Source organism: Pantoea sp. USHLN298 (genome assembly GCF_037149395.1).
Lineage (GTDB): Bacteria > Pseudomonadota > Gammaproteobacteria > Enterobacterales > Enterobacteriaceae > Pantoea > Pantoea astica.
Genome location: NZ_JBBCRO010000001.1, coordinates 603645 through 627788, shown reverse-complemented (window position 1 = coordinate 627788; position 24144 = coordinate 603645). Strand labels below are relative to the sequence as shown.

Below are 24144 nucleotides of genomic sequence, written 5' to 3'. Positions count from 1 at the left end.
TGACGTGTAAACAGCGCGTTAATCACCATTTTAATAAGCGAAGCGGCAGATATTGGACTGCAACATATTTTTTAGCGGGAAATAAGCATTCATTACACTCTTTTTGGGTTGAGGCTACGCTTAATCTGCGGCAACCGGTGCTGAGTCCGCTCTGACAAGACGAAAACAGCCCGTGGCCCGCGCGATTCAACAGGTCATGGATTAACACGCCACGGGAGCATACGATGCTAAATCAGTGGGCTTTACTTTTTCTGGTCTCAGGCGCGTGCACCGCGCTGATGATTATCAAAGATATTTTACTTTATCGTCAGCCAGCGTCACTGATGAACCTGATCTGGCCGCTGACCGGTCTTTATCTGCCGTTTATCGGCTGGCTGGCCTGGTGGTATCTGGGACGCATTCCCCGCCATCAGCTAAAAGCTGCCCTACTGATACGGCAGAAATCACCCCGCCACACCGGCTGGCAAGCCCTATTTATCGCCACCACCCTGTCAGCCAGCGCCTGTATTTTAGCGGAGGCGATAACCTTACCAATTATCACGCTGCTGAACTATCTTAAAATATCGCTGTTGATCTGGCAGCAGGCAGCGATTTCGTTACCGATCTCTTTACTGCTCCTGCTGCTGTTCCATTTTTTTACGCTGGGCCAACATGAAAAAAAATCATTCTGGCATAAGCTGTCGCTGGCATTTAAACGCAGCGCATTTCCCCTGCTAATCTATCAGGCGGGCATTTTTCTCTTTATGTCACTGGCCCTGAAATTTGTGCTGCATCAGCAGATTAATCCTTCCCTGAGCATTTTCTGGTTCATGCTGCAATTAGCGATGATCACTGGATTTGTTTTTTCCTGGCCAGCCAACCATTTCATTATTAAACGCGGTATTAATCCGGTTTTATGATTTATCGGCAATAACCGGCACCGCGCATACCCAGATGAAAGTGGGTCGCATGCGCGGCGTTATAATCGGGTCCCAGCGCGTTACCAAATACCTGACAGCCGCCTCGCCACAGCGTATGTAACAGCGCGGCTTTATCCGCTGGCTGTTGCCAGTGGCGACTGACATCAATCCGCTGGCCGTTAGCCAGCTGAAAACCGGTGACATCCCAGGCATCAGCCGTGGCATGTTCACTTAATCGTCCCTCGGACCGATGGTAAATATTGCGACAGGCGTAGCTGCCAACGTGGGTAATGCGTACCAGCGGGCTTTGCATCTGTTGCAGCGCCTGTTCGCGGCTGTGTAGCACATACATGGTGCTGGCTACCGCCATCGGACAGCTGGCCAGAAAGCTGCTGCTCAGGCTGACCGGGCCAAATGCCCGGATGCGCAGCGGATCGGCGATCGGGCAATTACCCCGCACCGGTGGTCGTTGGCTGAAGCTGACCCAGCCCGCCTGCTGCGCGCGCCGCATCACATCCAGACAGGCCGCCGGATTACCCGCCAGCCGTTTCATCTTGAGCTGCGTCATCCAGCCCGGCGGGTCGGTCACCGACAGCGGGATAAAGGGATTAAACTGCGGCGGCAGATGCTGTTTTAGCCAGGGTAAACTGACCCATCCCAGCGCAATCAACAGCAAAAACAGGATAAGCGTGCGCATAGTCCCTCTCGCAGCATGATGAATAACAAACAAAAAGTGTAGAAGCACAATCCCCGTCGCGCCCTCTGTCTGACACAACGTGATGAAAACTTACCCAGCCTGACGCAGAATTAAGCCGAACACGGCATTGCTACTGTCTGATTAAGCGGCAATGGTCACAATTGATCAAAAACCGTTACCGGCTTTAGCGCGTCTTCCACTATCTTATGCCAGCTTGCCTTCAGGCAGACTCACTTAATAACAGCCAGCAGAGCTGACACAACATCAAGAAAGGAAAGACTATTCTATGGTTGATCAATCTAAAGACGCGCCACTCACGCAGGAAGGTCCGGATAAACTCCGGCGTAACCTGCACAATCGTCATATTCAACTTATCGCTATTGGCGGCGCTATCGGCACCGGTCTGTTTATGGGTTCCGGTAAAACCATTAGCCTGGCGGGACCTTCGATCATTTTTGTCTATATGATCATCGGTTTTATGCTGTTCTTTGTAATGCGGGCAATGGGCGAACTGCTGCTCTCTAATCTCGAATACAAATCATTCAGTGATTTCGCGGCGGATCTGCTGGGGCCGTGGGCCGGCTATTTCACCGGCTGGACCTACTGGTTCTGCTGGGTAGTGACCGGCATTGCCGATGTGGTGGCCATCAGCGCCTACTTCCAGCTGTGGTTTCCGGGCTTCTCGATCTGGATGAGCGCCCTGCTGTGCGTGGTGGTTTTCCTGACGCTCAATATTGCGACGGTCAAACTGTTTGGCGAGATGGAGTTCTGGTTCGCGATTATTAAAATTGTGGCGATTGTGGCCCTGATCATTACCGGCATTGTGCTGGTATCGATGCACTATCCTTCACCTGGCGGCGGTACCGCCTCGCTGAGCAATATCTGGGATCATGGCGGGATGTTCCCTAAAGGGCTGAGCGGCTTTTTTGCTGGCTTCCAGATAGCGGTGTTTGCCTTCGTCGGGATTGAACTGGTCGGCACCGCAGCAGCAGAAACCCACGATCCGCACAAAGTGCTGCCACGCGCGATTAACGCCATTCCGCTGCGGGTGATCATGTTTTACGTGCTGGCGCTGATGGTGATCATGGCTGTTACGCCGTGGACCCAGGTGATGGCCGATCGCAGCCCGTTTGTTGAGATGTTCGTGCTGATTGGTCTGCCCGCTGCCGCCAGTATCGTCAATTTTGTGGTGCTGACCTCGGCGGCATCCTCTGCCAACAGCGGCATTTTCTCCACCAGCCGTATGCTGTATGGCCTGTCGCAACAAGGTGTGGCCAGCCGCGCCTTTGGTCGTCTTTCTGCCCGCGCCGTTCCCACCACCGGACTGTTCTTCTCCTGCCTGTGCCTGCTGGCGGGTGTGGCGCTGATTTACCTGATCCCGGATGTGATGACGGTATTTACCCTGGTGACCACCGTTTCCGCCATTCTGTTTATGTTCGTCTGGACCATTATTCTCTGCAGCTATCTGGCCTACCGTAAAAAGTATCCAGAGCGTCACGCACAGTCTGGTTTTAAGATGCCAATGGGCAAGTTCATGTGCTGGGTCTGCATGGCATTCTTCGCGTTTGTGCTGGTGCTGTTGACCCTGCAGGAAGATACGCGCCAGGCGCTGATGGTGACACCGCTGTGGTTTGCCCTGCTGACGATGGGCTGGCTGTTGCGTCGTCGTCAGGCTCGCTAATCGCCGGTTGAATAGCAAAAAGCCCGGTCAGTGACCGTAAAGCTTGTCAGTTAAGCGGCAGGTGATAACGCAGCCTGGTGCCGCTCAGGGGCTGGCGGTCCTCGCGCCGCTGCGCGGTACCTTCACTTCATTCGTCTGCCTGACGGACCGCCGGGGATGGCACATCCTGTGCCGCCCCGCCTTTCGCCCGCGTCCTGCGGGCTCTCCTGGCAGACTCATTCTGTTCAGCGCTGCGGATTGCCTGCCCCTGAGCGACCCCAGCCTGCTCTGAAACTTCAGTGTGTGCTGTTAAAAAGGGCACGATAGTGGAGGCCTGGGCGCCTCTGCTGCTGAAAGGGCTATCCGCAGCGCTGAGGCGTGACGTTGGGCCAGAACGCCACGCCGGGAAGCGTGGAGAGTTCGGGGCCGGCCAGGGAGGGCCGATCCCCGAACGGTTCGTCGGCACGACGTCAAAGCCGAAGGCACCGCGTGAGCGGCGCGAGGACGGCCCGGCAGCAGCAGAGGTGCTCAGGCCCGCACTCCGGCACGCTCGCCCAGTAAAAAAGCGGCCACGTCTGACTGACAGCCTTTGTAAAGGTAACCTTAACTGACGAGCATCAGGTCACTGACCGGGCTTTTTTATAGCCGCTCCGCCAGTGTCCGGAATATCGCCCGTAAATCTGGCCGCTCAGAAGGCAGCCGCTGTGGCTGGGGATCGGGCTGCTGTGGAGTACCCAGACCAAAGGTAAAGGTGAAATTGTCGCCTTCCCCCATCCGCAGATCGGCAATGGTGATCTGGCCATCCTTTTCGGCCATCGCATAAAAACCGTGGCTGAACCAGGCGACCCGCTCGGCATACCAGTCACCGCGTAGCGCATCGAACAGCTCGGGATGACGCGGACGCCACACTACCTGCAACGGACGCCGTGGCGACAGCAGCGACCAGTAAACTTCGCCATAACGATCCGGCGTCATCACCACGCTGCGCCACACCAGGGTGTTGAACGCGGTCGGCGTGACCAGCACTTTCTCGGTGGGAATCCCCTGCTGCACCAGCGCCTGCTTAATCTGCGCGCCCGCCACGCTCTGAATCGCCACGCTCCATACCAGATAAAGCGTACTCAGCATCAACCCAAGCCGGTTGCCGCGCAGCCCGGCGTCGCCTCGCCGCCAGAGCGCCACGCCCAGACCGATCAACAGCGGTAGCGTATAGAGCGGATCGACAATATAAATGCTGCCGATTGCGTAGGGATAATCGGTCAGTGGCAGGCCAAGCTGGGTGCCATACACCGTCATTAAATCGAGCAGCGGATGGGTAATCAGCGCCAGCCAGATGGCAGGCCACCATGCTGGCCATTTCACGCGCGGACGGAACAGTCCCGCTACCAGCCAGGCAATCAGCGGCGAAACCAGCGTGAGATAGAGCAGCGCATGGCTCTCGGTACGATGCAGCGTCATATTGCGGATGGCATCGCCATGATCAAGAAACACATCAAGATCGGGTAAGGTGCCGCTGACGCCGCCAACCAGCGCAGCCTGCCAGATCGGTACCCGTCGTCCCATCACTGCCACGCTGACCGTGGCGCCCAGTACCCATTGCGAAACAGAATCCATGATTTTACTCCGTCGCGAAGCGTGGATGTTACGCCAGTCAGCGCACCCGAATCCCTTCAATAATCATGCGCTGCACATTATTAACGGCCTGATCAAAAAACTCGGGATCGTTCAGCGTCTGGCCGGTAATCGCCTCAACCTGACTGGCAAAATCGGCGTAGTGCTGGGTCGTTGCCCACAGCATAAAGATCAGATGTTGCGGCTGTACACCTGCCAGCCGACCTTCGTCAATCCAGCGCTCGATAATCGCCGCTTTGTCATCCACCAGCTGTTTCAGATCGCCCGCCAGTTCGCCTTTCAGCAGTGGCGCGCCCTGCAACATCTCAAGGCAAAACAGCCGTGAGGCCTGCGGGTGATCGCGTGATACTTCCAGCTTCAGGCGAATATAGCGGCGGATCGCCACCAGCGGGTCCTGATCGTGTGCCAGCGCCCGCAGCGGCGCCAGCCAGACATCCAGAATCTGTTTCAGCACCGCCACATACAGCGCTTCTTTGGAGGGAAAATAGTAGAGCAGATTGGTTTTAGAGACGTCCGCCCGCTCCGCCACCTTATCGAGGCTGGTTCCATGAATGCCAAACTGGGAGAAAAACGTTAATGCCGCTTCCAGAATGGCAGCGCGCTTCGCGGCGACGGCACGCGAACGACGCGTAGGCTTTTTTTCATCGGTTTTCACACGGTTACCTCATCCCTCTTGTGTCAGCGCATCATAGCAAAGTGCTTCCGCCCTGCCCAATCCGCCGCCTGCACCTTTTTTGCCCAGCCTGCATGGAAAATGTGCAGCGAATTTTGACCAAACGGTCCGAAATGGACCATCTGCTCCGGTTACCTCTTTCGGGTTAATTTTAAATCATTGTTATTTAATGCATTAAAAAATGTGGCACGCAGTTTGCAAAATTATGACTGAGCGCAGCCCCTCACGGATGAAGCAGGAAGCAGTGCCGCGCGTGAAATGCTTTCCCCCACCGCAAAGAGGTTTCACATGAAGATAGGCGTCTTTATTCCGATTGGTAACAATGGCTGGCTGATTTCCTCCCATGCGCCACAGTACAAACCGACCTTTGAACTGAACAAAGCGATCGTGCAGAAAGCGGAGCACTACCATTTCGATTTTGCGCTGTCGATGATCAAGCTGCGCGGCTTTGGCGGTAAGACCGAGTTCTGGGATCACAACCTGGAATCTTTCACTCTGATGGCGGGCCTGGCGGCGGTCACCTCGCGCATTGAGATATACGCAACGGCGGCCACGCTCACCCTGCCACCGGCGATCGTAGCGCGCATGGCGGCGACCATTGATTCGATCTCCAATGGCCGGTTCGGCGTCAATCTGGTTACCGGCTGGCAGAAGCCCGAATATGAGCAGATGGGATTGTGGCCAGGCGATGAATACTTCGGCAGCCGTTATGCTTATCTGACCGAATACGTTACCGTGCTGCGCGATCTGTGGGGTACCGGCAAATCTGACTTTAAAGGTGATTTCTTCACCATGAATGATTGTCGCGTCAGCCCGCAACCTCAGCGGCCGATGAAGGTGATCTGTGCTGGGCAGAGCGATGCCGGCATGACCTTTTCCGCCCAGCACGCCGATTACAACTTCTGCTTTGGTAAAGGCGTGAATACCCCTACCGCATTCAGCGCCACCTCTATGCGCATGAAGCAGGCGGCAGAAAAAGCCGGGCGCGATGTCGGTTCCTATGTGCTGTTTATGATTATCGCCGCCGACAGCGATGAAGAAGCACGCGCCCGCTGGGAACACTATAAAGCCGGAGCCGATGAAGAGGCGCTTTCCTGGCTGACGACCCAAAGCCAGCAGGATACTAAATCGGGCAGCGACACCAATGTGCGCCAGATGGCCGATCCGACCTCAGCGGTCAACATCAATATGGGCACGCTGGTCGGCTCCTATGCCAGCGTGGCGCGGATGCTGGATGAGGTGGCGCAGGTCGATGGCACGCACGGCGTTCTGCTGACGTTTGATGATTTCCTGCAGGGCATCGAGGACTTTGGTCAGCATATCCAGCCGCTGATGCAGTGCCGCAGCGCTCTGCTGGATGCACAACAGGAGGTAGCGTGATGAGTACGGTTTATTGCGCTCATACCCCAGACGTACCGCAGGTAGAGTTGCCCGCGCGTCCCGAACCGATCGCCTTTCCGCCCAGCCAGAGCGCACTGATTGTGGTGGATATGCAAAATGCCTATGCCACCCCAGGCGGTTATCTGGATCTGGCCGGTTTTGATGTCTCCGCAACTCAGCCGGTGATTGCAAAAATCGCCGAAGCGGTGACGGCCGCACGCGCTGCGGGTATCCAGATTATCTGGTTTCAGAACGGCTGGGATGCGGATTACGTCGAAGCTGGCGATGCCGGTTCACCCAACTTCCACAAGTCGAATGCCCTGAAAACCATGCGCAAACGCCCGGAGCTGCACGGCACGCTGCTGTCAAAAGGCAGCTGGGATTATGCGCTGGTGGATCAGCTGGTGCCGCAGCCGGGCGACATCGTGCTGCCGAAACCACGCTACAGCGGTTTCTTCAACACGCCACTCGACAGCATGCTGCGCAGCCGGGGTATTCGCCACCTGATCTTCACCGGCATTGCGACGAACGTCTGTGTCGAATCGACGCTGCGTGACGGTTTCTTCCTGGAGTACTTCGGCGTAGTGCTGGAGGACGCGACCTATCAGGCCGGCCCGCCTTTTGCGCAGCAGGCGGCGTTGTTCAATATCGAAACCTTTTTTGGCTGGGTGTCAGACGTCGCCACCTTCTGCGAGAGTCTGAAACCCGCGGACGCCCGTTAAGAATCGCGTAAAGGAGAAGCTGTTATGCCAAAAAGCGTCATTATTCCGCCGGGTACCACTACCCCTATCGCCCCCTTCGTGCCCGGTACGCTGGCCGACGGCGTGGTTTACGTTTCGGGTACGCTGCCGTTCGATGCTGATAATAACGTGGTGCACGTTGGCGATGCCGCCGCGCAAACCCGTCATGTGCTGGAAACCATTAAAAAGGTAATTGAAACCGCCGGTGGCAATATGGCGGATGTCACGTTCAACTCGATATTCATCACCGACTGGTCGAATTACGCGGCGGTGAACCAGGTTTACGCCGATTATTTTCCCGGCGATAAACCGGCGCGTTTCTGTATTCAGTGTGGGCTGGTGAAACCTGATGCGCTGATTGAGATCGCCAGCGTGGCGCACATCGGCAAACAGGAGGCCTGATGCAGCTGGATATTGTTGGCCTGCAGTCACCGCATGCCCCGACGCTGGTGCTCTCTTCCGGTCTGGGCGGTGTGGCGGGCTTCTGGCAGCCGCAGCTTGCGGCCCTGACCGCGCGCTATCGGGTGGTGCTCTACGATCAACGCGGTACCGGCCGCAGCGCCGATACCCTGCCGGAAGGGTATAGCATGGCGATGATGGCGGCGGAACTGGCCGCCGCACTGGCGCAGCAGGGCATTCTGCGGTTCAGCCTGATCGGCCATGCGCTGGGCGGGCTGGTGGGCATGCAGCTGGCGCTGGACTATCCGGAGCGGGTTGAGCGAATCGTGGTGATCAATGGCTGGCTGACGCTCCATCCTCATACCCGCCGCTGCTTTCAGGTGCGCCAGGATCTGTTGCTCAACGTCGGCGTGGAAGCCTTTGTGCGCGCCCAGCCGCTGTTTCTCTATCCGGCTGAATGGATGGCGCAGCATCAGACGCGGCTGGAACAGGAAGACAGTCATCACATTGACCATTTCCAGGGAATGGAGAACCTGATACGACGTCTGCATGCGCTGATGAGCGCAGATTTTAGCGCCCGCGCTGCGGCGATCCCTCAGCCGGTACTGGTGATCTGCAGTCAGGACGATTTGCTGGTGCCGTGGAGCTGTTCCGCGCAGCTGGCAGCGGCGCTGCCGAACGCCTCGCAGCAGGTCATGTCCTGGGGCGGCCATGCGATGAGCGTGACCGATGCCGATCACTTTAATGCCCTGCTGGTGCAGTGGCTGGATGATACCGATGACGTGCAGCCGCTGGCGCGCGTGACCGGATAACCCTTTTTTGCGGAGATCGCGATGAACCCGAATCACCTTGCCCCTGTGGTAGAGAAAACTGAATTTCGTAACGCGATGTCGCGGCTTGGCGCGGCGGTCAACATCATCACTACCGAAGGCCCGGCAGGACGTGCAGGCTTTACCGCCTCCGCCGTCTGCAGCGTCACGGACTCGCCGCCCACGCTGCTGGTCTGCCTCAACCGGTCCGCCTCGGTGTGGCCCGTCTTCGCTGAAAACCGGCAGCTCTGCGTTAATACCCTGGCGGCGGGCCATGAAGCCCTGTCTAACCTGTTCGGCGGCAAAACAGCGATGGCCGAGCGCTTTATTGCAGCCGAATGGTCAACGGCGGTGACCGGTTCGCCGGTGCTGAGCGGTGCCGTCGCCTCGTTTGACTGCCGGATCAGTCAGATTGTCAGCGTCGGAACGCACGACATTCTGTTCTGTGAGGTTCTGGCGCTGGTGCGCAACGATGATACGCACGGTCTGGCGTGGTTTGACCGCAGCTATCATCCCCTTATGCGGCAGGAAGCCTGTTAATCCGCCTGCTGTCGCAGGTCTGGTCCCGGCATTCATCACTTTCTGGAGTATACGATGGCACGTTCCTGGTTTCCGCAATGGCAGAAGAAGTCGGCACTGAGTGAAAACGGCATTATCGCACCGGATGAAACGCTGCCGATGGGGCAAACGCTGATTCTCGGTTTGCAACATGCGGTAGCGATGTTTGGCGCAACGGTGCTGATGCCGTTGCTGATGGGGCTGGACCCTAACCTGGCGATTCTGGTGTCGGGCATCGGCACCCTGCTGTTCTTTTTCATTACCGGCGGTCGGGTGCCCAGCTATCTTGGCTCCAGTGCCGCGTTTGTTGGCGTGGTGATTGCCGTGACCGGCTTCAGCGGCCAGGGGCTGAACCCCAATCTCAGCATGGCGCTGGGCGGCGTGATTGCCTGTGGCCTGATCTATACCCTGATCGGGCTGGTGGTGATGAAATCCGGTACCCGCTGGATTGAAAACCTGATGCCGCCGGTGGTGACAGGCGCAGTGGTGATGGCTATCGGGCTGAACCTGGCCCCGATCGCGGTGCATGGCGTATCCGGCTCCGCTTTTGACAGCTGGGTGGCGGTGATGACGGTGCTCTGTATTGGCGTGGTGGCGGTGTTTACCCACGGCATGATACAGCGCCTGCTGATCCTGATTGGGCTGATAGTGGCCTGGGCGCTCTATGCGCTGCTGACCAACGGACTGGGGCTGGGCAAACCGGTCGACTTCACTCTGCTGGCGCAGGCACCCTGGTTTGGCCTGCCTCACACCACCGCTCCCCGCTTTGATCTGCAGGCGATCGTGATGATCGCGCCGGTGGCGATCATTCTGGTGGCGGAAAATCTCGGTCATCTGAAAGCGGTGGCGGGCATGACCGGACGTAACCTTGATCCGTATATGGGACGCGCGTTTGTCGGTGACGGCCTGGCGACGATGCTCTCCGGTTCGGTCGGCGGCAGCGGCGTCACCACCTATGCAGAAAATATCGGGGTGATGGCGGTCACTAAAGTCTACTCAACGCTGGCATTTGTTGCGGCGGCGATCATTGCGATTCTGGCGGGTTTCTCACCGAAGTTTGGTGCGCTGATCCATACCATTCCGGCGCCGGTAATTGGCGGCGCGTCGATTGTGGTGTTTGGACTGATTGCGGTGGCAGGCGCGCGCATCTGGGTACAAAATCACGTTGATTTCAGCCAGAACAGTAACCTGATTATGGTCGCCACCACGCTGGTGCTGGGTGCCGGTGACTTTGCGCTGAAGATAGGTTCATTTACCCTCGGCGGTATCGGCACGGCCACCTTCGGCGCCATTATCCTCAATGCGATCCTGCGCCGACGCGGCGCGGCGCTATCAGATAAGCCGCTGGCGCGTCAGCAGGGCTAGCTACTCCTGCGATTCCTGCGGTGTGGTCGCTGGCTGCACCGCTTTCTTCCGTTTCAGCCGCAGTTCACTGACAATCACGCCACAGACAATCAATGCCCCGCCGAGCAGCGCCAGCGCGGGCAAGCGCTCACCCGCTATTCGTCCGACCACGCCCGCCCAGACCGGTTCGCCAGCGTAAATCACCGTCGCCCGCGTCGGGGAGACGCTACGCTGCGCCCAGTTCATGGTGACCTGAATTAAGGCGCTGGCGGCCCCGAGCCCCAGCGCGCTAAGCAGCAACGGCGTCGACAGCGCCGGCACCGTTTCACCATTGGGTATCATCAGCGCGAAAGCGCACAACGAGGCCACCGCCAGCTGAATCAGCGTGACACGGCGTACATCAACCTGGCCGGCATAACGGCTGATTAAGATGATCTCGGCGGCAATCGCCAGGGTGCTGAGCAGGGTTGCCAGTTCACCGGCGTTCAGGCTGATGCGGCCATCCTGCGGTCCGGCCACCAGCAGCAGGCCGGTAAACGCCAGCACGATGCCGAGCCACGACATCAACCCCGGCGGACGGCGTAAAAAAAGCCACTGCAGCAGCGGCACCACCGGCACATAGAGCGCGGTGAGAAACGCCGACTGGCTGCTGGAGATGGTCTGCATCCCCCAGGTCTGTAATCCGTAACCACCGGCAATCGACAGGCCAATCAGGGTCCCGGCTTTGATTTCCAGCCAGCTGATGGCGGCCAGATAACGGCGGAAAAACAGTGCCAGCAGCAGTGCCGCCGTGGCAAAGCGCAGCCCGACAAAGAAAAATGGACCGGAATGCTGCATCGCGCGGTGGACCACCAGAAAGGTACCGCCCCAGACCATCGTTATAAAGAGTAATACCAGTTCCTGGCGCGTGAGGCGCAGGGATAAACCGCGGAGTGCGTCCGACATATTTCACCTGATGATGTATTCGGGCTTATTGTGCGGAGTGAACGGGGGAAAAGCAACGGCGTTAACCGCCGGTTTTACCGGCGGAACAGAGGGTTATTCATCGTCGCTTTTTTTACTGCTGCTGCGCCCGCCTTTCTCGCCGGCACGGGCAGCGCGTTGCGGATCGTTTTTGAAATTGCCGCCGCTATTTTTACCGCCTTTCCGTCCCGCTTCTGCAGCACGCTCACGGTTTTCGGCAAAATTACCTGAACCTCCACGATGTGATGCCATGGTCTACTCCTGTCGCGTAACGCGATAAATGAAGAAATGAAAGCAACCTGTGGCTGACGGCAATAGCACCGCGCCCAGCCATGCTTAAAGAATAGCCAATTTCTGTTTTCGCTACGGCGCCAGTCACATTTCGCAACAGACTATTCACTGCAGGTTTGGTTAAACAACGCACATTCTGTCAACTTACAACCGATTGCCTGCGGGTTTATTACCCAGCCGGCCCGCCTGCGAACGCGCATCGCCGACGTGAAACGAAAGCTCTTCTATACTTTTCAGGACGTCAACCCCACCTGGAGAGAACAATGGCTAAGATTCTGGTGCTCTACTACTCAATGTATGGACATGTCGAAACGATGGCGAAGGCTGTAGCGGAAGGCGCGCGTCGGGTGCCTGGAGCAGAAGTGGATATCCTGCGGGTACCGGAAACCATGGATGCCGATCGCTTTGCCCAGGTGGGCGGTAAAACCGAACAGGCGGCCGCAGAGGCGACGCCAGAAGTGCTGACGCAGTATGACGCGATTATCGTCGGCACCCCGACCCGCTTCGGCAATATGTCGGGGCAGATGCGCAACTTCTGGGATCGTACCGGCGGATTGTGGGCCTCCGGCGCACTGCATGGCAAGGTCGGCAGCGTCTTTACCTCAACCGGAACCGGCGGCGGTCAGGAACTGACGATTACCTCGGTCTGGACCACGCTGGCGCATCACGGCATGGTGATCGTCCCGATCGGTTATGGCACTCAGGAAATGTTTGATATTTCCCGCACCCGCGGCGGTACGCCCTATGGCGCCTCGACGCTGGCGGGCGGGGATGGATCGCGTCAGCCCACGGAAGAGGAACTGAATATCGCCCGCTATCAGGGTGAACACGTTGCCGGGCTGACCGTAAAACTGAAGGACTGATTTCATCGAAGGAGAACATTATGGCTACTGAACAAGCAAAAGCACATCACGTTGGCGAATGGGCCAGTCTGCGTCATACCTCGCCTGAAATCGCCGAGGCCATCTTTGAAGTGGCCAATTACGATGAGCGGCTTGCCGAAGAGATCTGGCGCCAGCAAGGCAGTGACGACGTACTGATTCGCGCCTTTGAAAAAACCGATAAAGATGTCCTGACCTGGGATGACAAAACAGTAGAACGTAAAAACGTGTAATTCAGGGGCGGGGATCTCCCGCCTCGATTTTTTAACTGACCAAGGAGCACGCCATGTCTTCCTATCAAAGCATTAATCCCGCGAACAACCAGCTGCTGAAAAGCTGGCCCTCTCATGATGAGGCGGCCGTCAGCCATGCGCTGGAGGTCGCCGATCGCCTGTTCCACTCAGACTGGAGCAAAGGCGATATTCAGCCGCGTCTGCAGGTGTTGCACAAACTGGCTGATCTGATTGATAGCCGTGCGGAAGAGCTGGCCACCATTGCCAGTAAAGAGATGGGTAAACTGATTGGTCAGAGCCGGGGCGAAGTAAAAATCTGTTCGCAGATCGCGCGCTACTACGCCGAAAATGCCGAGCGTATCCTGAAGCCGCAGTCCTACCCCAGCGAACTGGGCGAAGCCTGGGTGGAGTATCACCCGATTGGCGTTCTGGTGGCGGTCGAGCCGTGGAACTTCCCTTACTACCAGCTGATGCGGGTGCTGGCTCCTAACCTGGCGCTGGGTAACCCGGTACTGGCGAAACATGCCAATATCGTCCCGCACTGTGCGGACGTGTTTGAAAAGCTGGTGCGTGAAGCCGGTGCGCCTGAAGGTGCCTGGACCAACCTCTTCATCTCAACCGATCAGGTGGCCGATCTTATCGCCGACGACCGGGTCCAGGGCGTAGCGCTGACCGGTTCTGAGCGTGCAGGCAGTGCGGTTGCGGAGCAGGCCGGTAAGCACCTGAAAAAATCGACCCTCGAACTGGGAGGCAACGATGTGTTCGTCGTGCTGGATGACGCCGATCTTGATGAAGCGGTACGCCAGGGCGTGCAGGCGCGCCTGAGTAACTGCGGGCAGGTTTGCACCGCGGCCAAACGCTTTATTCTGCATGAAAAAATTGCCGATCGTTTTATCAGCCAGTTCAGCGCAGCGCTGAGCGCTGTCACGCTGGGCGATCCGCTGGATGAAAAAACCACGCTGGGTCCACTTTCCTCCAGCGATGCGCGTGACCGTCTGGTGAAACAGGTGGATGAAGCCGTCGCGCATGGTGCCCAGCTGGTCACCGGCGGGAAAGCGGTTGCGGGCGTCGGCTGTTATTACCAGCCTACCCTGCTTACCGGCATTACGCCGGATAACCCGGCTTACTATCAGGAGTTTTTCGGTCCGGTTGCGCAGGTCTACGTGGTGGGTGACGATCAGGCCGCCGTCGCGCTGGCCAACGATTCGCACTACGGTTTAGGCGGATCGGTCTGGACCCGCGATATCGCCCGCGGCCGCAAGCTGGCTTCCGCGATTGAAACCGGCATGGTGTTTATCAACTCACAAAGCGACACCTCGGCTGAACTGCCGTTTGGCGGGGTTAAACGTTCCGGCTACGGTCGTGAGCTCTCTGATCTCGGTATTAAAGAATTTGCCAATCAGAAGCTGGTGGTGGTTGCCGGTTAATCGGGCTTCGCCCATAAAAAAACCCCGTTTCGACGGGGTTTTTTATTTTACAGCGGCAGAAAGGGTTACTGTGCGGCTGTTGCCACAGATTTTTCACCGTCGTTTTGCGCGCTGCTGGCGGACTGACTGGCTGCTGCGTTATCGGCTTTAGCTTTTTCAGCCGCGGCTTTCTCAGCGTCTGCTTTCTCTGCTTTGGCATTTTCTGCCGCCGCTTTGTCCGCTGCTGCCTTGTCGGCTTTAGCTTTTTCTGCTGCCGCTTTGTCGGCTTCCGCTTTCTCTGCTTTGGCCTTTTCTGCCGCTGCTTTATCGGCTTCCGCTTTCTCTGCTTTGGCTTTCTCTACTTTGGCTTTCTCTGCTGCCGCTTTGTCGGCTTCCGCTTTCTCTGCCTTGGCTTTATCGGCGTCAGCTTTTTCTGTCTTCGCTTTGTCAGCCGCGGCTTTATCCGCTTCCGCTTTCTCTGCTTTGGCTTTATCCGCCGCGGCATTGTCGGCCTTCGCTTTGTCAGCCGGCTTGTCAGTCGGGCTGTTAGCCGCATCGCCAGTGGCCGGTGCCGCATCGCTATCAGGCTGAGCCGCGGCCGGTTTTGGCGCGGCAGCAGGCTGCATTGGCGTACCCTGCAGGGCAGCATTCAGCACTTGCGAGAACTGATCCCAGCTGCAATAGCCATTAGCATCGGCCTGACAACCGGTCAGTTGCAGAGTGACGCGCTTCGGCGGATTTTTCAGGCTCAGCACATCGGCATCACGCAGCTGATCGGCGCTCTGGTAGACATACTCAACTTTCAGCAGATCTTTATCATTTTTAGCATCGTGCCAGCGCTCAAATACCACCTGACCGCCAATCGGCGTTTTTTCATAGGTATCGGGCAGCTCATACGGCTTAACCTGCAACGCGCTCAGTAAGGAGGCGATGTTTGAATCGTGGCCCACCATCAGGGTCACTTTTGGCGCATTGGCCTTATCCTGATCGACTAACTGGCTACGGATGTAATCCACCAGCGGTGCCGCCACTTCACGGGCGATGGTCGGGCTGGTGAACAGCGTATCCTGATAACCATTTTTAATCGCCGACAGCTCTTTCCACTGCTCAGGCGTTTTGATCTGGCCCCACGCAACCTGATCCAGCGGGAAACCTTGATAATATTGCAGCGTAAAGGCGTCCATCAGCGAGTTACCCACTTTTAACGGGCCGCTGACGTTAGGTTCTTTGCCATTTTCAGCACTGAAGCTGTTCTGACCACTGCTGAGATCGCACTGCTTTTTGTTATTACAGGCGGGTGAAGACTTGTAATCGACGATCTTTTCCAGCCGCTGGAAAGCAGGCTTCAGCGACAGCTTTTCATTGGCTGCGGCCATATCAGCCAGGGCCTGCTTGTTAAAAGCCTCGCTGCCATCGGTGATCACCGGATTAAAGATTGGATCCATGGTCCCCATCGCATCCTGATGGGTGACGGCGACGTCACAGCCAGGGAAGGCACCATTGACAAAGAACTGGGCGGTCGCGACGGTCCGTTGCAGGCTATTGGCGTAAACAAAGACGTTATTGCTGTCAGGACAGCTGCCATTCTGCACCAGGCCCTGCTGTGCCAGCCATTGACGGGTGTAGTTACCCATATAGATTTCCAGCACGCCACCTTTAGTGGTCAGCTGTCCACCGGGCACATCCCACTGCGGCCAGCTTTTTTTGGTCGACTGCTCCAGCACGCTGCCATTATCCGCCAGCGGCGCGCGCAGATTATGTCGACTTACTATCAGCACCTGTTGCAGCTGCATATCGCCATCAGCGGCGAAGGCCACCGTTGCGACGGGTAATGCGGCCAGCACTGATAATGCGCAAAGACTCAGTTTCTTGATCATTGTGCCTATTCCATTCATTCAGTAGAGAAACACTCTGGCTATCAACCGATTAGCTCGCCTCAGAGCGAAGTGCTAAACAGTGTAACCCAGCTCATCCAGGAAAATCGCCAGATGTTTACAAAAACAGTGAGTGGACTATAGCAGAGATGCACCGGGCAGATGAACGCTGCCGCCCTGTTCGGAAAGCTAAACGGGAGAATTTCGGAAATGCGGAAGGCGGATCGCAGAAACAGAACAGGCCAGCACGCTGTGCTGGCCTGTTCTGTAAAATGTGGCGGAGGAGGAGAGATTCGAACTCTCGGATGGTTTCCCATCGGCGGTTTTCAAGACCGCTGCCTTAAGCCGCTCGGCCACCCCTCCGTTTTGTAACATTACTGCATAAGCAAAATTATCATCAGACATTTTGCCGCTTTATCGCCTGAGCAGATAAAGTGGCGGAGGAGGAGAGATTCGAACTCTCGGATGGTTTCCCATCGGCGGTTTTCAAGACCGCTGCCTTAAGCCGCTCGGCCACCCCTCCGCAATGACGCGCACTATAAACATCCCGTTTGGCGATGTAAAGCATCGATCAATCCATTCGCCTGAAAAACAGTCAAATTGTGATTTTTCGATGTCAAAATCACCACTCTGCTCAAAGAATTAGCGGAATGACGCGTAAAGAAGGGTAAAACGCCTTTTCCCTCATTATGGCCCTGCGTATTCTCAGCGCATATCTGGTGTTCTGCTAAAAGGAGCGCAACATGGAAAGAATTGTCACTTCATCGCAGTCGTCACTGCTGACGACACATAAAGTTCTGCGTAATACCTATTTTCTGCTCGGCCTGACGCTCGCCTTCTCGGCGGTGACCGCTACCGCCAGCACGCTGCTGGCCCTGCCTGCGCCGGGACTGATCCTGATGCTGGTCGGCTTCTATGGTCTGATGTTCCTGACCTACCGTCTGGCCAATAGCCCGATGGGTATTCTGGCCGCTTTCGCCTTTACCGGCTTCCTGGGGTATTGCCTTGGGCCGATCCTCAGTTCGTTCCTGACCGCTGGCATGGGTGATGTGATCGCGCTGGCGCTGGGCGGCACTGCACTGGTGTTCTTCTGCTGCTCGGCCTATGTGCTGACCACCCGCCGTGATATGTCGTTCCTCGGCGGGATGATGATGGCAGGCTTTGTGGTGCTGCTGGTGGCGGTGATCGCTAACCTGTTCCTGCAACTGCCGGCGCTGCATCTGGCGATCAGTGCGCTGTTTATCCTGTTCTCAGCCGGAGCGATTTTGTGGGAAACCAGCAATATCATTCACGGCGGCGAAACTAACTATATCCGCGCCACGGTCAGCCTCTACGTTTCGCTGTACAACATCTTCATCAGCCTGCTGAGCATCCTCGGCTTCTCGCGCAGTAACTAACTGGCTGTCGCCGCTGATACCCAGACAAACCCCGCTTCGGCGGGGTTTTTGCTTTTCCTGTCGGGCGAATTTGGTAAACTGCGCCGACATTGTTCAGGAGAACCCAACGTGAATTTTAACGGTAACGAAATCGCCGTCGATGCCGAAGGCTATCTGAAGCATCGCGATGACTGGAGTGAGGCGCTGGCTGCCCATATCGCTGAGCAGGAAGGTATCCAGATGACCGACGCCCACTGGGAAGTGGTGCATTTCGTGCGCGCATTTTATCTCGAATACAACACCTCGCCAGCGGTGCGAATGCTGGTCAAGGCAATGGCACAGAAATATGGCGAAGAGAAAGGCAACAGCCGCTATCTGTTTCGTCTGTTTCCTGAAGGTCCAGCCAAACAGGCGACCAAAATCGCCGGTCTGTCAAAACCGGCCAAATGCTTATAGCCGGGAACTGCCATTAGCCGGTGGTGAAACTGCGCGGCGGCTGAGCGGGATGGTGCGGCTCCACCAGCACCTTATCGACCCGGGCGCTGCGCGGTCCGCCTGCTTTCAGCCAGTTGATTAACGCATCCACCTGTTCAGGCTCACCGCAGGCCAGTACCTCAACGCTGCCATCCTCCAGATTACGCGCATGCCCATGCAGGCCGAGCGTTTTTGCTTCGGCCTGGGTGCTGTAGCGGAAACCGACGCCCTGTACGCGACCGTGCACCCACGCTTTGACACAGGTTGCTGTCATAAGTTACTCCTGCTGCTGTTCGTTGCATTTTCCCGTTATCCACCGGACAATGGCGCCTCATTTTTTCAGGTAAGCATAGCAAACTATGACAGTCAGATTGATTCTCGCAAAGGGACGTGAAAAGTCCCTGCTCCGTCGCCATCCCTGGGTCTTTTCCGGTGCGGTTGCCCGCATGGAAGGCAAAGCACAGCTGGGCGAAACCATTGATGTTTGCGACAGTAACGGAAAATGGCTGGCCCGCGCCGCCTGGTCACCCCAGTCGCAGATTCGCGCCCGCGTCTGGAGCTGGCAAGCTGATGAATCCATCGACATCGCCTTTTTTGTCCGCCGTTTTGAACAGGCGCTGCAGTGGCGTGAATGGCTGGCGGTTCGCGATGGTCTGGACAGCTATAGATTGATTGCAGGTGAATCAGATGGATTACCTGGCGTCACCATCGATCGTTTTGGCAACTTTCTGGTGATGCAGCTGCTGTCTGCCGGTGCCGAATATCAGCGTCCGGCCATTATCTCGGCGCTACAGCAGTGCTTCCCTGGCTGCGCCATTTATGACCGCTCTGACGTTGCGGTGCGCAAGAAAGAGGGACTGGAGCTGGCGCAGGGCACCGTTACCGGTGAAATCCCGCCGCCGCTGCTGCCGATTACTGAGCATGGCATGAAGCTGCTGGTGGATATCCAGGGCGGCCATAAAACTGGCTATTACCTCGATCAGCGCGACAGCCGTTTGGCGACGCGCCGCTACGCACAGGACGCCCGCGTGCTCAACTGCTTCTCCTATACCGGCGGATTTGCGGTCTCTGCGCTAATGGGTGGCTGTAAAGAGGTGATCAGCGTAGATACCTCACAGGATGCGCTGGATGTGGCACGTCAGAACGTTGAGCTTAACCAGCTGGATGTGTCGCGCGCGCGGTTTGAACGTGATGACGTATTTAAGCTGCTGCGTCGTTATCGTGACGCCGGTGAAAAATTTGATCTGATCATCATGGACCCGCCAAAGTTCGTGGAGAACAAGAATCAGCTGATGGGCGCCTGCCGCGGTTACAAGGACATTAATATGCTGGCGATCCAGTTGCTTAATCCTGGCGGCATCCTGATGACATTCTCCTGTTCCGGTCTGATGGCAACCGATCTGTTCCAGAAGATCATTGCCGATGCCGCGCTGGATGCCGGACACGAGGTACAGTTCATCGAGCAGTTCCGCCAGGCAGCCGATCATCCGGTGATCGCCAGCTATCCGGAAGGACTCTATCTGAAAGGCTTCGCCTGCCGGATCATGTGACTTGAAAAATCTGCTCCCGACCCCATATTGGATAGAGAGCATTCTTTTCGGAGGTCACTATGATTGCCAGTAAATTTGGTATTGGTCAGCAGGTTCGTCATCGTTTGTCTGGTGTGCTGGGCGTTATCGTCGATGTCGATCCCGAATACTCGTTAGATGAGCCTAAAATTGAGGAAGTTGGCGCAGAAGAGAAGTTGCGCAGCGCGCCCTGGTATCATGTGGTGATGGAAGATGAGGAAGGCGATCAGGTGCATACCTATGTTGCTGAGATTCAGCTTGCCGGTGAAACCAGCGTTGAGCATCCGGAACAGCCGTCAATGGATGAACTGGCTGCGTCAGTGCGTCAGCAATTGCAATCCCCTCATTTGCGACATTAATCTGTGGCGGCACGGTTGGCCGCCACGCCTGTTTTGCTACCGCGTTAACCCCAGACGCGGGATTTCAATCTTCGGGCAGCGATCCATGATCACCGTCATGCCCGCATCCTGCGCCAGCACGGCGGCCTGCTCGTTAATCACCCCCAGCTGTAACCACAGCGTCTTCGCACCTGCAGCAATCGCTTCCTGCGCAACGCCCCAGGCCGCTTCCGAATTGCGAAACACATCCACCATATCGATTTTGCCGGGTACTTCGGCCAGGCTGGCGTAAGCCTGCTGTCCCAGTAGGGTTTTGCCCGCCAGTTTCGGGCTGACCGGAATCACCTCGTAACCCTGATCAAGTAGATACTTCATCACCCCATAACTCGGGCGTTCCGGGCGATCGCTTGCGCCAACTAAGGCGATGCGCCGGGTGCGTGTCAGCACCTCGCGAATTGTCTGATCGTTCATGCTTTTCTCCTTTCAGGCCAGCGTTGAGTGTAGATTGGCAGAGCGGTTAACGGGTATCCAGCCAGCGAAATTAATTGAACCGGCGCACGAATAAATATGTTTAAATGTAAATTAACTGCCATAATGTAAGAATTTGCTACACACCTTCCCTTGCGCCCTTTGGTACTGGAGTTGAAATGAAGCTGTCGCTGGCCGTCACGGGGTTATTAGCACTCCTCGTCTCGGCGTCCTGTTCTGCCATCACCCTAAAGCTCGATCCGCAGATTGATCTGTTAGTGCTGGATGGCCGGAAAATTTCGGGCTCGCTCCTCAAAGGTGCCGACAGCTTAGAGCTGGATCGCGGCCAGCATCAGTTCGTATTCCGGGTTGAAAAATTGCGCAACGATCGACCGGATAGGGTTCAACGCTACCAGTCCGTGCCGATGATCGTCACTTTCAACGCGGTGGCCAAAACCATCACCATTAAGCTGCCGTCGCTGGAAACCCAACGTGATCGGGTCCATTTTGATCGCAGCCTGAATTTCCAGTTGGTGGATGAGCGCGGCAAAGAGATTACCAGTATGCGTGACCATCTGCCGGCCAGCGCTAGCGCGGATATGGAAAAAGCGATGCTAAATTATAATCGTACCGGACAAATCGCTTCCGTGCCGCAGTTTGCCCGGTCAGTGAATGTAGCTCCCTCTTCCGCCCGGTTAACCGCCGATCTTGCCTGGACGACCCAGGCGGAGATGCCTTCACTGCATCGCTGGTTTCAGCGCTTTGATGAAGCAACCCGTCAGCAATTTATGACGCTGGTCAAAATGTTACGGACAAGTTGATAGAAAGGAAAGGCCAGGGGTAAACTCATGCCATCGATTCTGGCGCATGCGCTTATCAGGAAGCCTTTATGGAACAGACCGTTCGTACCCTCGGCATAAAAAAACATATCGCACTGGTTGCTCACGACCATTGCAAAGCCGCTTTACTCGACTGGGTTAAACAAAACCAGCCAGCCCTTGAACCGCACACGCTTTACGCCACCGGCACCACCGGTACACTGATCAATCGCCATACCGGATTAACCGTAAACGCCATGCTGAGCGGCCCGATGGGCGGCGACCAGCAGGTTGGCGCGATGATCTCCGAAGGCAAAATTGATGCGCTGATGTTCTTCTGGGACCCGCTGAATGCGGTGCCGCACGATCCGGACGTGAAAGCGCTGCTGCGTCTGGCGACCGTGTGGAACATCCCGGTCGCCACCAACCGTTCAACCGCCGACTTTATTATCCAGTCTCCGCTGTTTGCCCGCGAGGTCGACATTCTGATCCCCGACTACGCGCGCTATATGGCTGAACGGCTAAAATAACTCAGGCTTTGCGCAGTACCGGGACACCGAGTTCGCGGAACTGCGCGACGAATACCGACGGCTGCGCTTTATCGAACATCAGCCATACCTGCTGACGTGCTCGCGTCAGCGCCACATAGGCCAGACGTCGCTCTTCTGCGTCGGGAAAGGCTTCCGGCTGCGGTAACAGACCCTGTTCAATGATCGATTCGCGCGCCTCGGCGGGAAAACCCTCTTTGCCCTGCTGTAAGCCGAGCAAAATGACATAATCCGCCTGCTGTCCTTTACTGGCATGAATTGTCATAAAATCCAGATTGAGCTTTGGCCAGCGGGTCTTTGCCTTCTCCATCAGTTCAGGACGCAGATAGTGGTAACGCGCCAGCAGCAATATGCGCTCCTCCGGTTTCGCGTAGCCGCTAAGCTTGTTGAGGAGTCCCTCAAGCTGATCCTGCGGCAGCAGCGAAATCGATTTTTTATTGCCTTTGGTCAGGCTGTTGAGCGGTTTACGTAACTGCTGTGGGTTTTGCTGCACAAAGCGATTGGCGATATCACCAATGCGATCGTTAAAGCGGTAGGTGGTATCGAGCACGCAGCGATCGCCTTCGCCGAAATAGTGATGAAACGCCGTGGTCAGCGTCATCTCTGCACCGCTAAAGCGGTAGATCGCCTGCCAGTCATCCCCAACCGCGAACAGCGAGGTGCGCTTATTCTGCTGACGTAACGCAGTAAGCAGTGCTGCCCGCTGCGGCGAGATATCCTGAAATTCATCGACCAGAATATGCTTCCACGGGCTGATGAACCGGCCCTTATCCAGAATCGCAATCGCCTGATGAATCAGGCCGGAGAAATCGACCGCCCCTTCCTCTTTCAGCGCGCTCTTCCAGGCTTTCAGCAGCGGAGCCATCAGTTTAATACGCTTACTGAACAGCTCACGGATCTCGTCAGGCACGTCGTCGATCATCGCTGCCTGCGCGCCGCCGTGCATCCGCATCAGACTCAGCCAGCGCTCCAGCCGGGTGGCCAGTCGGTTAGCCAGTTTGTCATCCTGCCAGAAAGCACCTTCCGGCAGATCCCATTCCAGCTCCTCACGCAGCCACTGCCGCCAGCCGTTCGCCTGGGCTTTTTTTTCGCTGCACTGCTGACGCCAGTGGTGGATCAGTAATTCGCGGCGGGCTTGCGGGTCACTCTCCAGCTTGCTGATCGCCGGCTGCTTATTACTGCCTTCACGAATAATGTGCAGGGCCAGCGAGTGAAAGGTTCGCGCCTGAATATCGCTGGCACCCAGTCGCGACTGGATGCGATGGTTCATCTCTTCTGCCGCCTGCCGGCCAAACGCCAGCAGCAGGATTTGATCGGCGCTGGCCAGCTTACGCTGCATCAGCCAGCCTGCCCGCGCTACCAGCACCGAGGTTTTACCGCTTCCGGCACCGGCCAGTACCAGCAGTGAGGCTTCGCCATTCACCACGGCTTCGCACTGGGAGGTATTGAGTGGTGTGCTTTCCACGCGGGCAAAGAAGTCGTGATAGCGCGTCAGGATGTCGGCGGTCCAGTCACGATTGCGCTGTTGCAGCGCCGTTTCGCCCTGCTCCAGCCAGCGCTGACAACATTCCCAGTCATCGCGACACTGCGCAAACTCGCCGAGTCGGGTGAGTGGCAAGGGTAAGGCATCAAACTGTTTCACGATCTTCGCTTTCAGCGCCAGCAGTTCGCCACGGTTTAACCAGCGATCCTGGGTAGTGAACGTTTCAATATCGCTGCGCAGCGCCTGTAACACCTCGCGACACACCTCACTCATCTCCAGGCTCCACTGCTGCCAGGATTGCAACAGATAGTGGTGAAAACGCTGCGTTTCCTGCCATTCTGTCCCATGCAGCCGGACCACTTTTTCATCCGCCAGCAAAAATTCCAGCTCTCCCCACACCAGCCCACGCTTACAGGTAATATCCAGCAATTGATTGAAGGGGATCAGATACTCATGCTTATCGCCACTGACTTCCACGCCAGCCGCCATCAGACGGACCCGATTATAAGGATGCTGGGCAAGCCGTTTGCCCATGGAGGTTGCTTTCAGTTCCACGCCGACACCAACGTCAGAGAATAGGATTAGGGGGAGTTTACCTGTCAGACCCTTAGCGCTCCAGCCTTAAAACAGGC

At 56.7% G+C, this 24144-nt stretch carries 26 protein-coding genes and 2 tRNA genes; 17 read left to right on the top strand and 11 right to left on the bottom strand.

Going from position 1 to position 24144, the window contains the following annotated elements:
• Positions 1 to 224 precede the first annotated feature (224 nt).
• Positions 225 to 899 (top strand): DUF4396 domain-containing protein, encoded by a 675-nt coding sequence (locus WFK59_RS03040; protein WP_233984671.1) that lies wholly within the window; start codon positions 225 to 227, stop codon positions 897 to 899.
• Position 900: 1 nt separating this feature from the next.
• Here WFK59_RS03040 and WFK59_RS03035 read toward each other — a convergent pair whose 3' ends face one another.
• The gene (locus WFK59_RS03035) at positions 901 to 1596 is read right to left on the bottom strand and encodes an extensin-like domain-containing protein (RefSeq protein WP_233984672.1); all 696 of its coding nucleotides are present in this window, start codon (positions 1594 to 1596) and stop codon (positions 901 to 903) included.
• A gap of 286 nt (positions 1597 to 1882) precedes the next feature.
• On the opposite strand from WFK59_RS03035, the gene cycA reads away from it, so the two are divergent.
• Positions 1883 to 3277: a D-serine/D-alanine/glycine transporter gene (gene cycA, locus WFK59_RS03030; RefSeq protein WP_233984673.1), complete on the top strand. Its 1395-nt coding sequence runs from the start codon at positions 1883 to 1885 to the stop codon at positions 3275 to 3277.
• Between the two features lie 618 nt (positions 3278 to 3895).
• Here the strand turns inward: cycA and WFK59_RS03025 are convergent.
• Together WFK59_RS03025 and rutR are read right to left on the bottom strand one after the other, a co-directional pair.
• A complete protein-coding gene (locus WFK59_RS03025; RefSeq protein WP_336754975.1) occupies positions 3896 to 4870 on the bottom strand; it encodes a metal-dependent hydrolase in 975 nt (324 codons plus the stop codon).
• Between the two features lie 37 nt (positions 4871 to 4907).
• Positions 4908 to 5543, bottom strand: a complete 636-nt coding sequence (gene rutR / locus WFK59_RS03020) for an HTH-type transcriptional regulator RutR (RefSeq protein WP_233984675.1) — start codon at positions 5541 to 5543, stop codon at positions 4908 to 4910.
• 306 nt (positions 5544 to 5849) lie between these two features.
• On the opposite strand from rutR, the gene rutA reads away from it, so the two are divergent.
• The 6 genes from rutA to rutG are packed head-to-tail and all read left to right on the top strand — an operon-like array spanning position 5850 to position 10812.
• Positions 5850 to 6941, top strand: a complete 1092-nt coding sequence (gene rutA, locus WFK59_RS03015; RefSeq protein WP_336754974.1) for a pyrimidine utilization protein A — start codon at positions 5850 to 5852, stop codon at positions 6939 to 6941.
• On the top strand, positions 6941 to 7663 hold the full coding sequence (gene rutB / locus WFK59_RS03010; protein ID WP_233984677.1) for a pyrimidine utilization protein B: 723 nt from the start codon (positions 6941 to 6943) through the stop codon (positions 7661 to 7663). The genes rutA and rutB overlap by 1 nt, the downstream gene beginning before the upstream one ends.
• Before the next feature lie 24 nt (positions 7664 to 7687).
• Entirely contained in the window at positions 7688 to 8083 is a 396-nt protein-coding gene (gene rutC / locus WFK59_RS03005; protein ID WP_233984678.1) for a pyrimidine utilization protein C, read from the top strand.
• Positions 8083 to 8892, top strand: coding sequence for a pyrimidine utilization protein D (gene rutD / locus WFK59_RS03000; protein WP_336754973.1), 810 nt, complete (start codon positions 8083 to 8085; stop codon positions 8890 to 8892). The genes rutC and rutD overlap by 1 nt, the downstream gene beginning before the upstream one ends.
• Before the next feature lie 21 nt (positions 8893 to 8913).
• Positions 8914 to 9429 (top strand): NADH-dependent FMN reductase RutF, encoded by a 516-nt coding sequence (gene rutF / locus WFK59_RS02995; RefSeq protein WP_233984680.1) that lies wholly within the window; start codon positions 8914 to 8916, stop codon positions 9427 to 9429.
• 54 nt (positions 9430 to 9483) lie between these two features.
• The gene (gene rutG, locus WFK59_RS02990) at positions 9484 to 10812 is read left to right on the top strand and encodes a pyrimidine utilization transport protein G (protein ID WP_336754972.1); all 1329 of its coding nucleotides are present in this window, start codon (positions 9484 to 9486) and stop codon (positions 10810 to 10812) included.
• Here rutG and WFK59_RS02985 read toward each other — a convergent pair whose 3' ends face one another.
• A complete protein-coding gene (locus WFK59_RS02985; RefSeq protein ID WP_233984682.1) occupies positions 10813 to 11736 on the bottom strand; it encodes a DMT family transporter in 924 nt (307 codons plus the stop codon). It abuts the gene before it with no gap.
• A gap of 93 nt (positions 11737 to 11829) precedes the next feature.
• The gene (locus WFK59_RS02980; RefSeq protein WP_233984683.1) at positions 11830 to 12006 is read right to left on the bottom strand and encodes a general stress protein; all 177 of its coding nucleotides are present in this window, start codon (positions 12004 to 12006) and stop codon (positions 11830 to 11832) included.
• A gap of 302 nt (positions 12007 to 12308) precedes the next feature.
• Here WFK59_RS02980 and wrbA point away from each other — a divergent pair, with 302 nt between their 5' ends.
• The 3 genes from wrbA to WFK59_RS02965 are packed head-to-tail and all read left to right on the top strand — an operon-like array spanning position 12309 to position 14586.
• Positions 12309 to 12908, top strand: a complete 600-nt coding sequence (gene wrbA, locus WFK59_RS02975; protein WP_233984684.1) for an NAD(P)H:quinone oxidoreductase — start codon at positions 12309 to 12311, stop codon at positions 12906 to 12908.
• A gap of 20 nt (positions 12909 to 12928) precedes the next feature.
• Positions 12929 to 13159, top strand: a complete 231-nt coding sequence (locus WFK59_RS02970) for a YccJ family protein (RefSeq protein WP_031376101.1) — start codon at positions 12929 to 12931, stop codon at positions 13157 to 13159.
• A gap of 53 nt (positions 13160 to 13212) precedes the next feature.
• Entirely contained in the window at positions 13213 to 14586 is a 1374-nt protein-coding gene (locus WFK59_RS02965; RefSeq protein WP_233984685.1) for an NAD-dependent succinate-semialdehyde dehydrogenase, read from the top strand.
• A 65-nt stretch (positions 14587 to 14651) separates the two neighbouring features.
• Here the strand turns inward: WFK59_RS02965 and agp are convergent, their stop codons facing one another.
• The 3 genes from agp to WFK59_RS02950 all read right to left on the bottom strand — a co-directional run bounded on the left by agp (position 14652) and on the right by WFK59_RS02950 (position 16962).
• Positions 14652 to 16442, bottom strand: a complete 1791-nt coding sequence (gene agp / locus WFK59_RS02960) for a bifunctional glucose-1-phosphatase/inositol phosphatase (RefSeq protein WP_336754971.1) — start codon at positions 16440 to 16442, stop codon at positions 14652 to 14654.
• Between the two features lie 272 nt (positions 16443 to 16714).
• Positions 16715 to 16802: transfer RNA gene (locus WFK59_RS02955), tRNA-Ser, on the bottom strand.
• Positions 16803 to 16874: 72 nt separating this feature from the next.
• Positions 16875 to 16962 (bottom strand) — tRNA-Ser (locus WFK59_RS02950).
• Positions 16963 to 17182: 220 nt separating this feature from the next.
• Here WFK59_RS02950 and yccA point away from each other — a divergent pair.
• Both yccA and WFK59_RS02940 read left to right on the top strand, forming a co-directional pair.
• Positions 17183 to 17836, top strand: coding sequence for an FtsH protease modulator YccA (gene yccA / locus WFK59_RS02945; protein WP_031376104.1), 654 nt, complete (start codon positions 17183 to 17185; stop codon positions 17834 to 17836).
• A 108-nt stretch (positions 17837 to 17944) separates the two neighbouring features.
• Positions 17945 to 18271, top strand: coding sequence for a TusE/DsrC/DsvC family sulfur relay protein (locus WFK59_RS02940; protein ID WP_336754970.1), 327 nt, complete (start codon positions 17945 to 17947; stop codon positions 18269 to 18271).
• A gap of 13 nt (positions 18272 to 18284) precedes the next feature.
• Here the strand turns inward: WFK59_RS02940 and yccX are convergent, their stop codons facing one another.
• Complete coding sequence (gene yccX / locus WFK59_RS02935) at positions 18285 to 18563, bottom strand: acylphosphatase (protein WP_336754969.1); 279 nt, start codon at positions 18561 to 18563, stop codon at positions 18285 to 18287.
• An 85-nt stretch (positions 18564 to 18648) separates the two neighbouring features.
• On the opposite strand from yccX, the gene rlmI reads away from it, so the two are divergent.
• Complete coding sequence (rlmI, locus tag WFK59_RS02930; protein WP_233984689.1) at positions 18649 to 19839, top strand: 23S rRNA (cytosine(1962)-C(5))-methyltransferase RlmI; 1191 nt, start codon at positions 18649 to 18651, stop codon at positions 19837 to 19839.
• 59 nt (positions 19840 to 19898) lie between these two features.
• Positions 19899 to 20216, top strand: coding sequence for a heat shock protein HspQ (gene hspQ / locus WFK59_RS02925; protein WP_094120097.1), 318 nt, complete (start codon positions 19899 to 19901; stop codon positions 20214 to 20216).
• 36 nt (positions 20217 to 20252) lie between these two features.
• Here hspQ and WFK59_RS02920 read toward each other — a convergent pair whose 3' ends face one another.
• On the bottom strand, positions 20253 to 20666 hold the full coding sequence (locus WFK59_RS02920; RefSeq protein WP_336754968.1) for a CoA-binding protein: 414 nt from the start codon (positions 20664 to 20666) through the stop codon (positions 20253 to 20255).
• A gap of 176 nt (positions 20667 to 20842) precedes the next feature.
• Here WFK59_RS02920 and WFK59_RS02915 point away from each other — a divergent pair, with 176 nt between their 5' ends.
• Both WFK59_RS02915 and mgsA read left to right on the top strand, forming a co-directional pair.
• Positions 20843 to 21484: a YccT family protein gene (locus WFK59_RS02915; RefSeq protein WP_233984691.1), complete on the top strand. Its 642-nt coding sequence runs from the start codon at positions 20843 to 20845 to the stop codon at positions 21482 to 21484.
• A 68-nt stretch (positions 21485 to 21552) separates the two neighbouring features.
• Complete coding sequence (gene mgsA / locus WFK59_RS02910; RefSeq protein ID WP_233984692.1) at positions 21553 to 22011, top strand: methylglyoxal synthase; 459 nt, start codon at positions 21553 to 21555, stop codon at positions 22009 to 22011.
• A gap of 1 nt (position 22012) precedes the next feature.
• Here mgsA and helD read toward each other — a convergent pair whose 3' ends face one another.
• Positions 22013 to 24067: a DNA helicase IV gene (helD, locus tag WFK59_RS02905; protein ID WP_233984693.1), complete on the bottom strand. Its 2055-nt coding sequence runs from the start codon at positions 24065 to 24067 to the stop codon at positions 22013 to 22015.
• Positions 24068 to 24144: the final 77 nt, after the last annotated feature.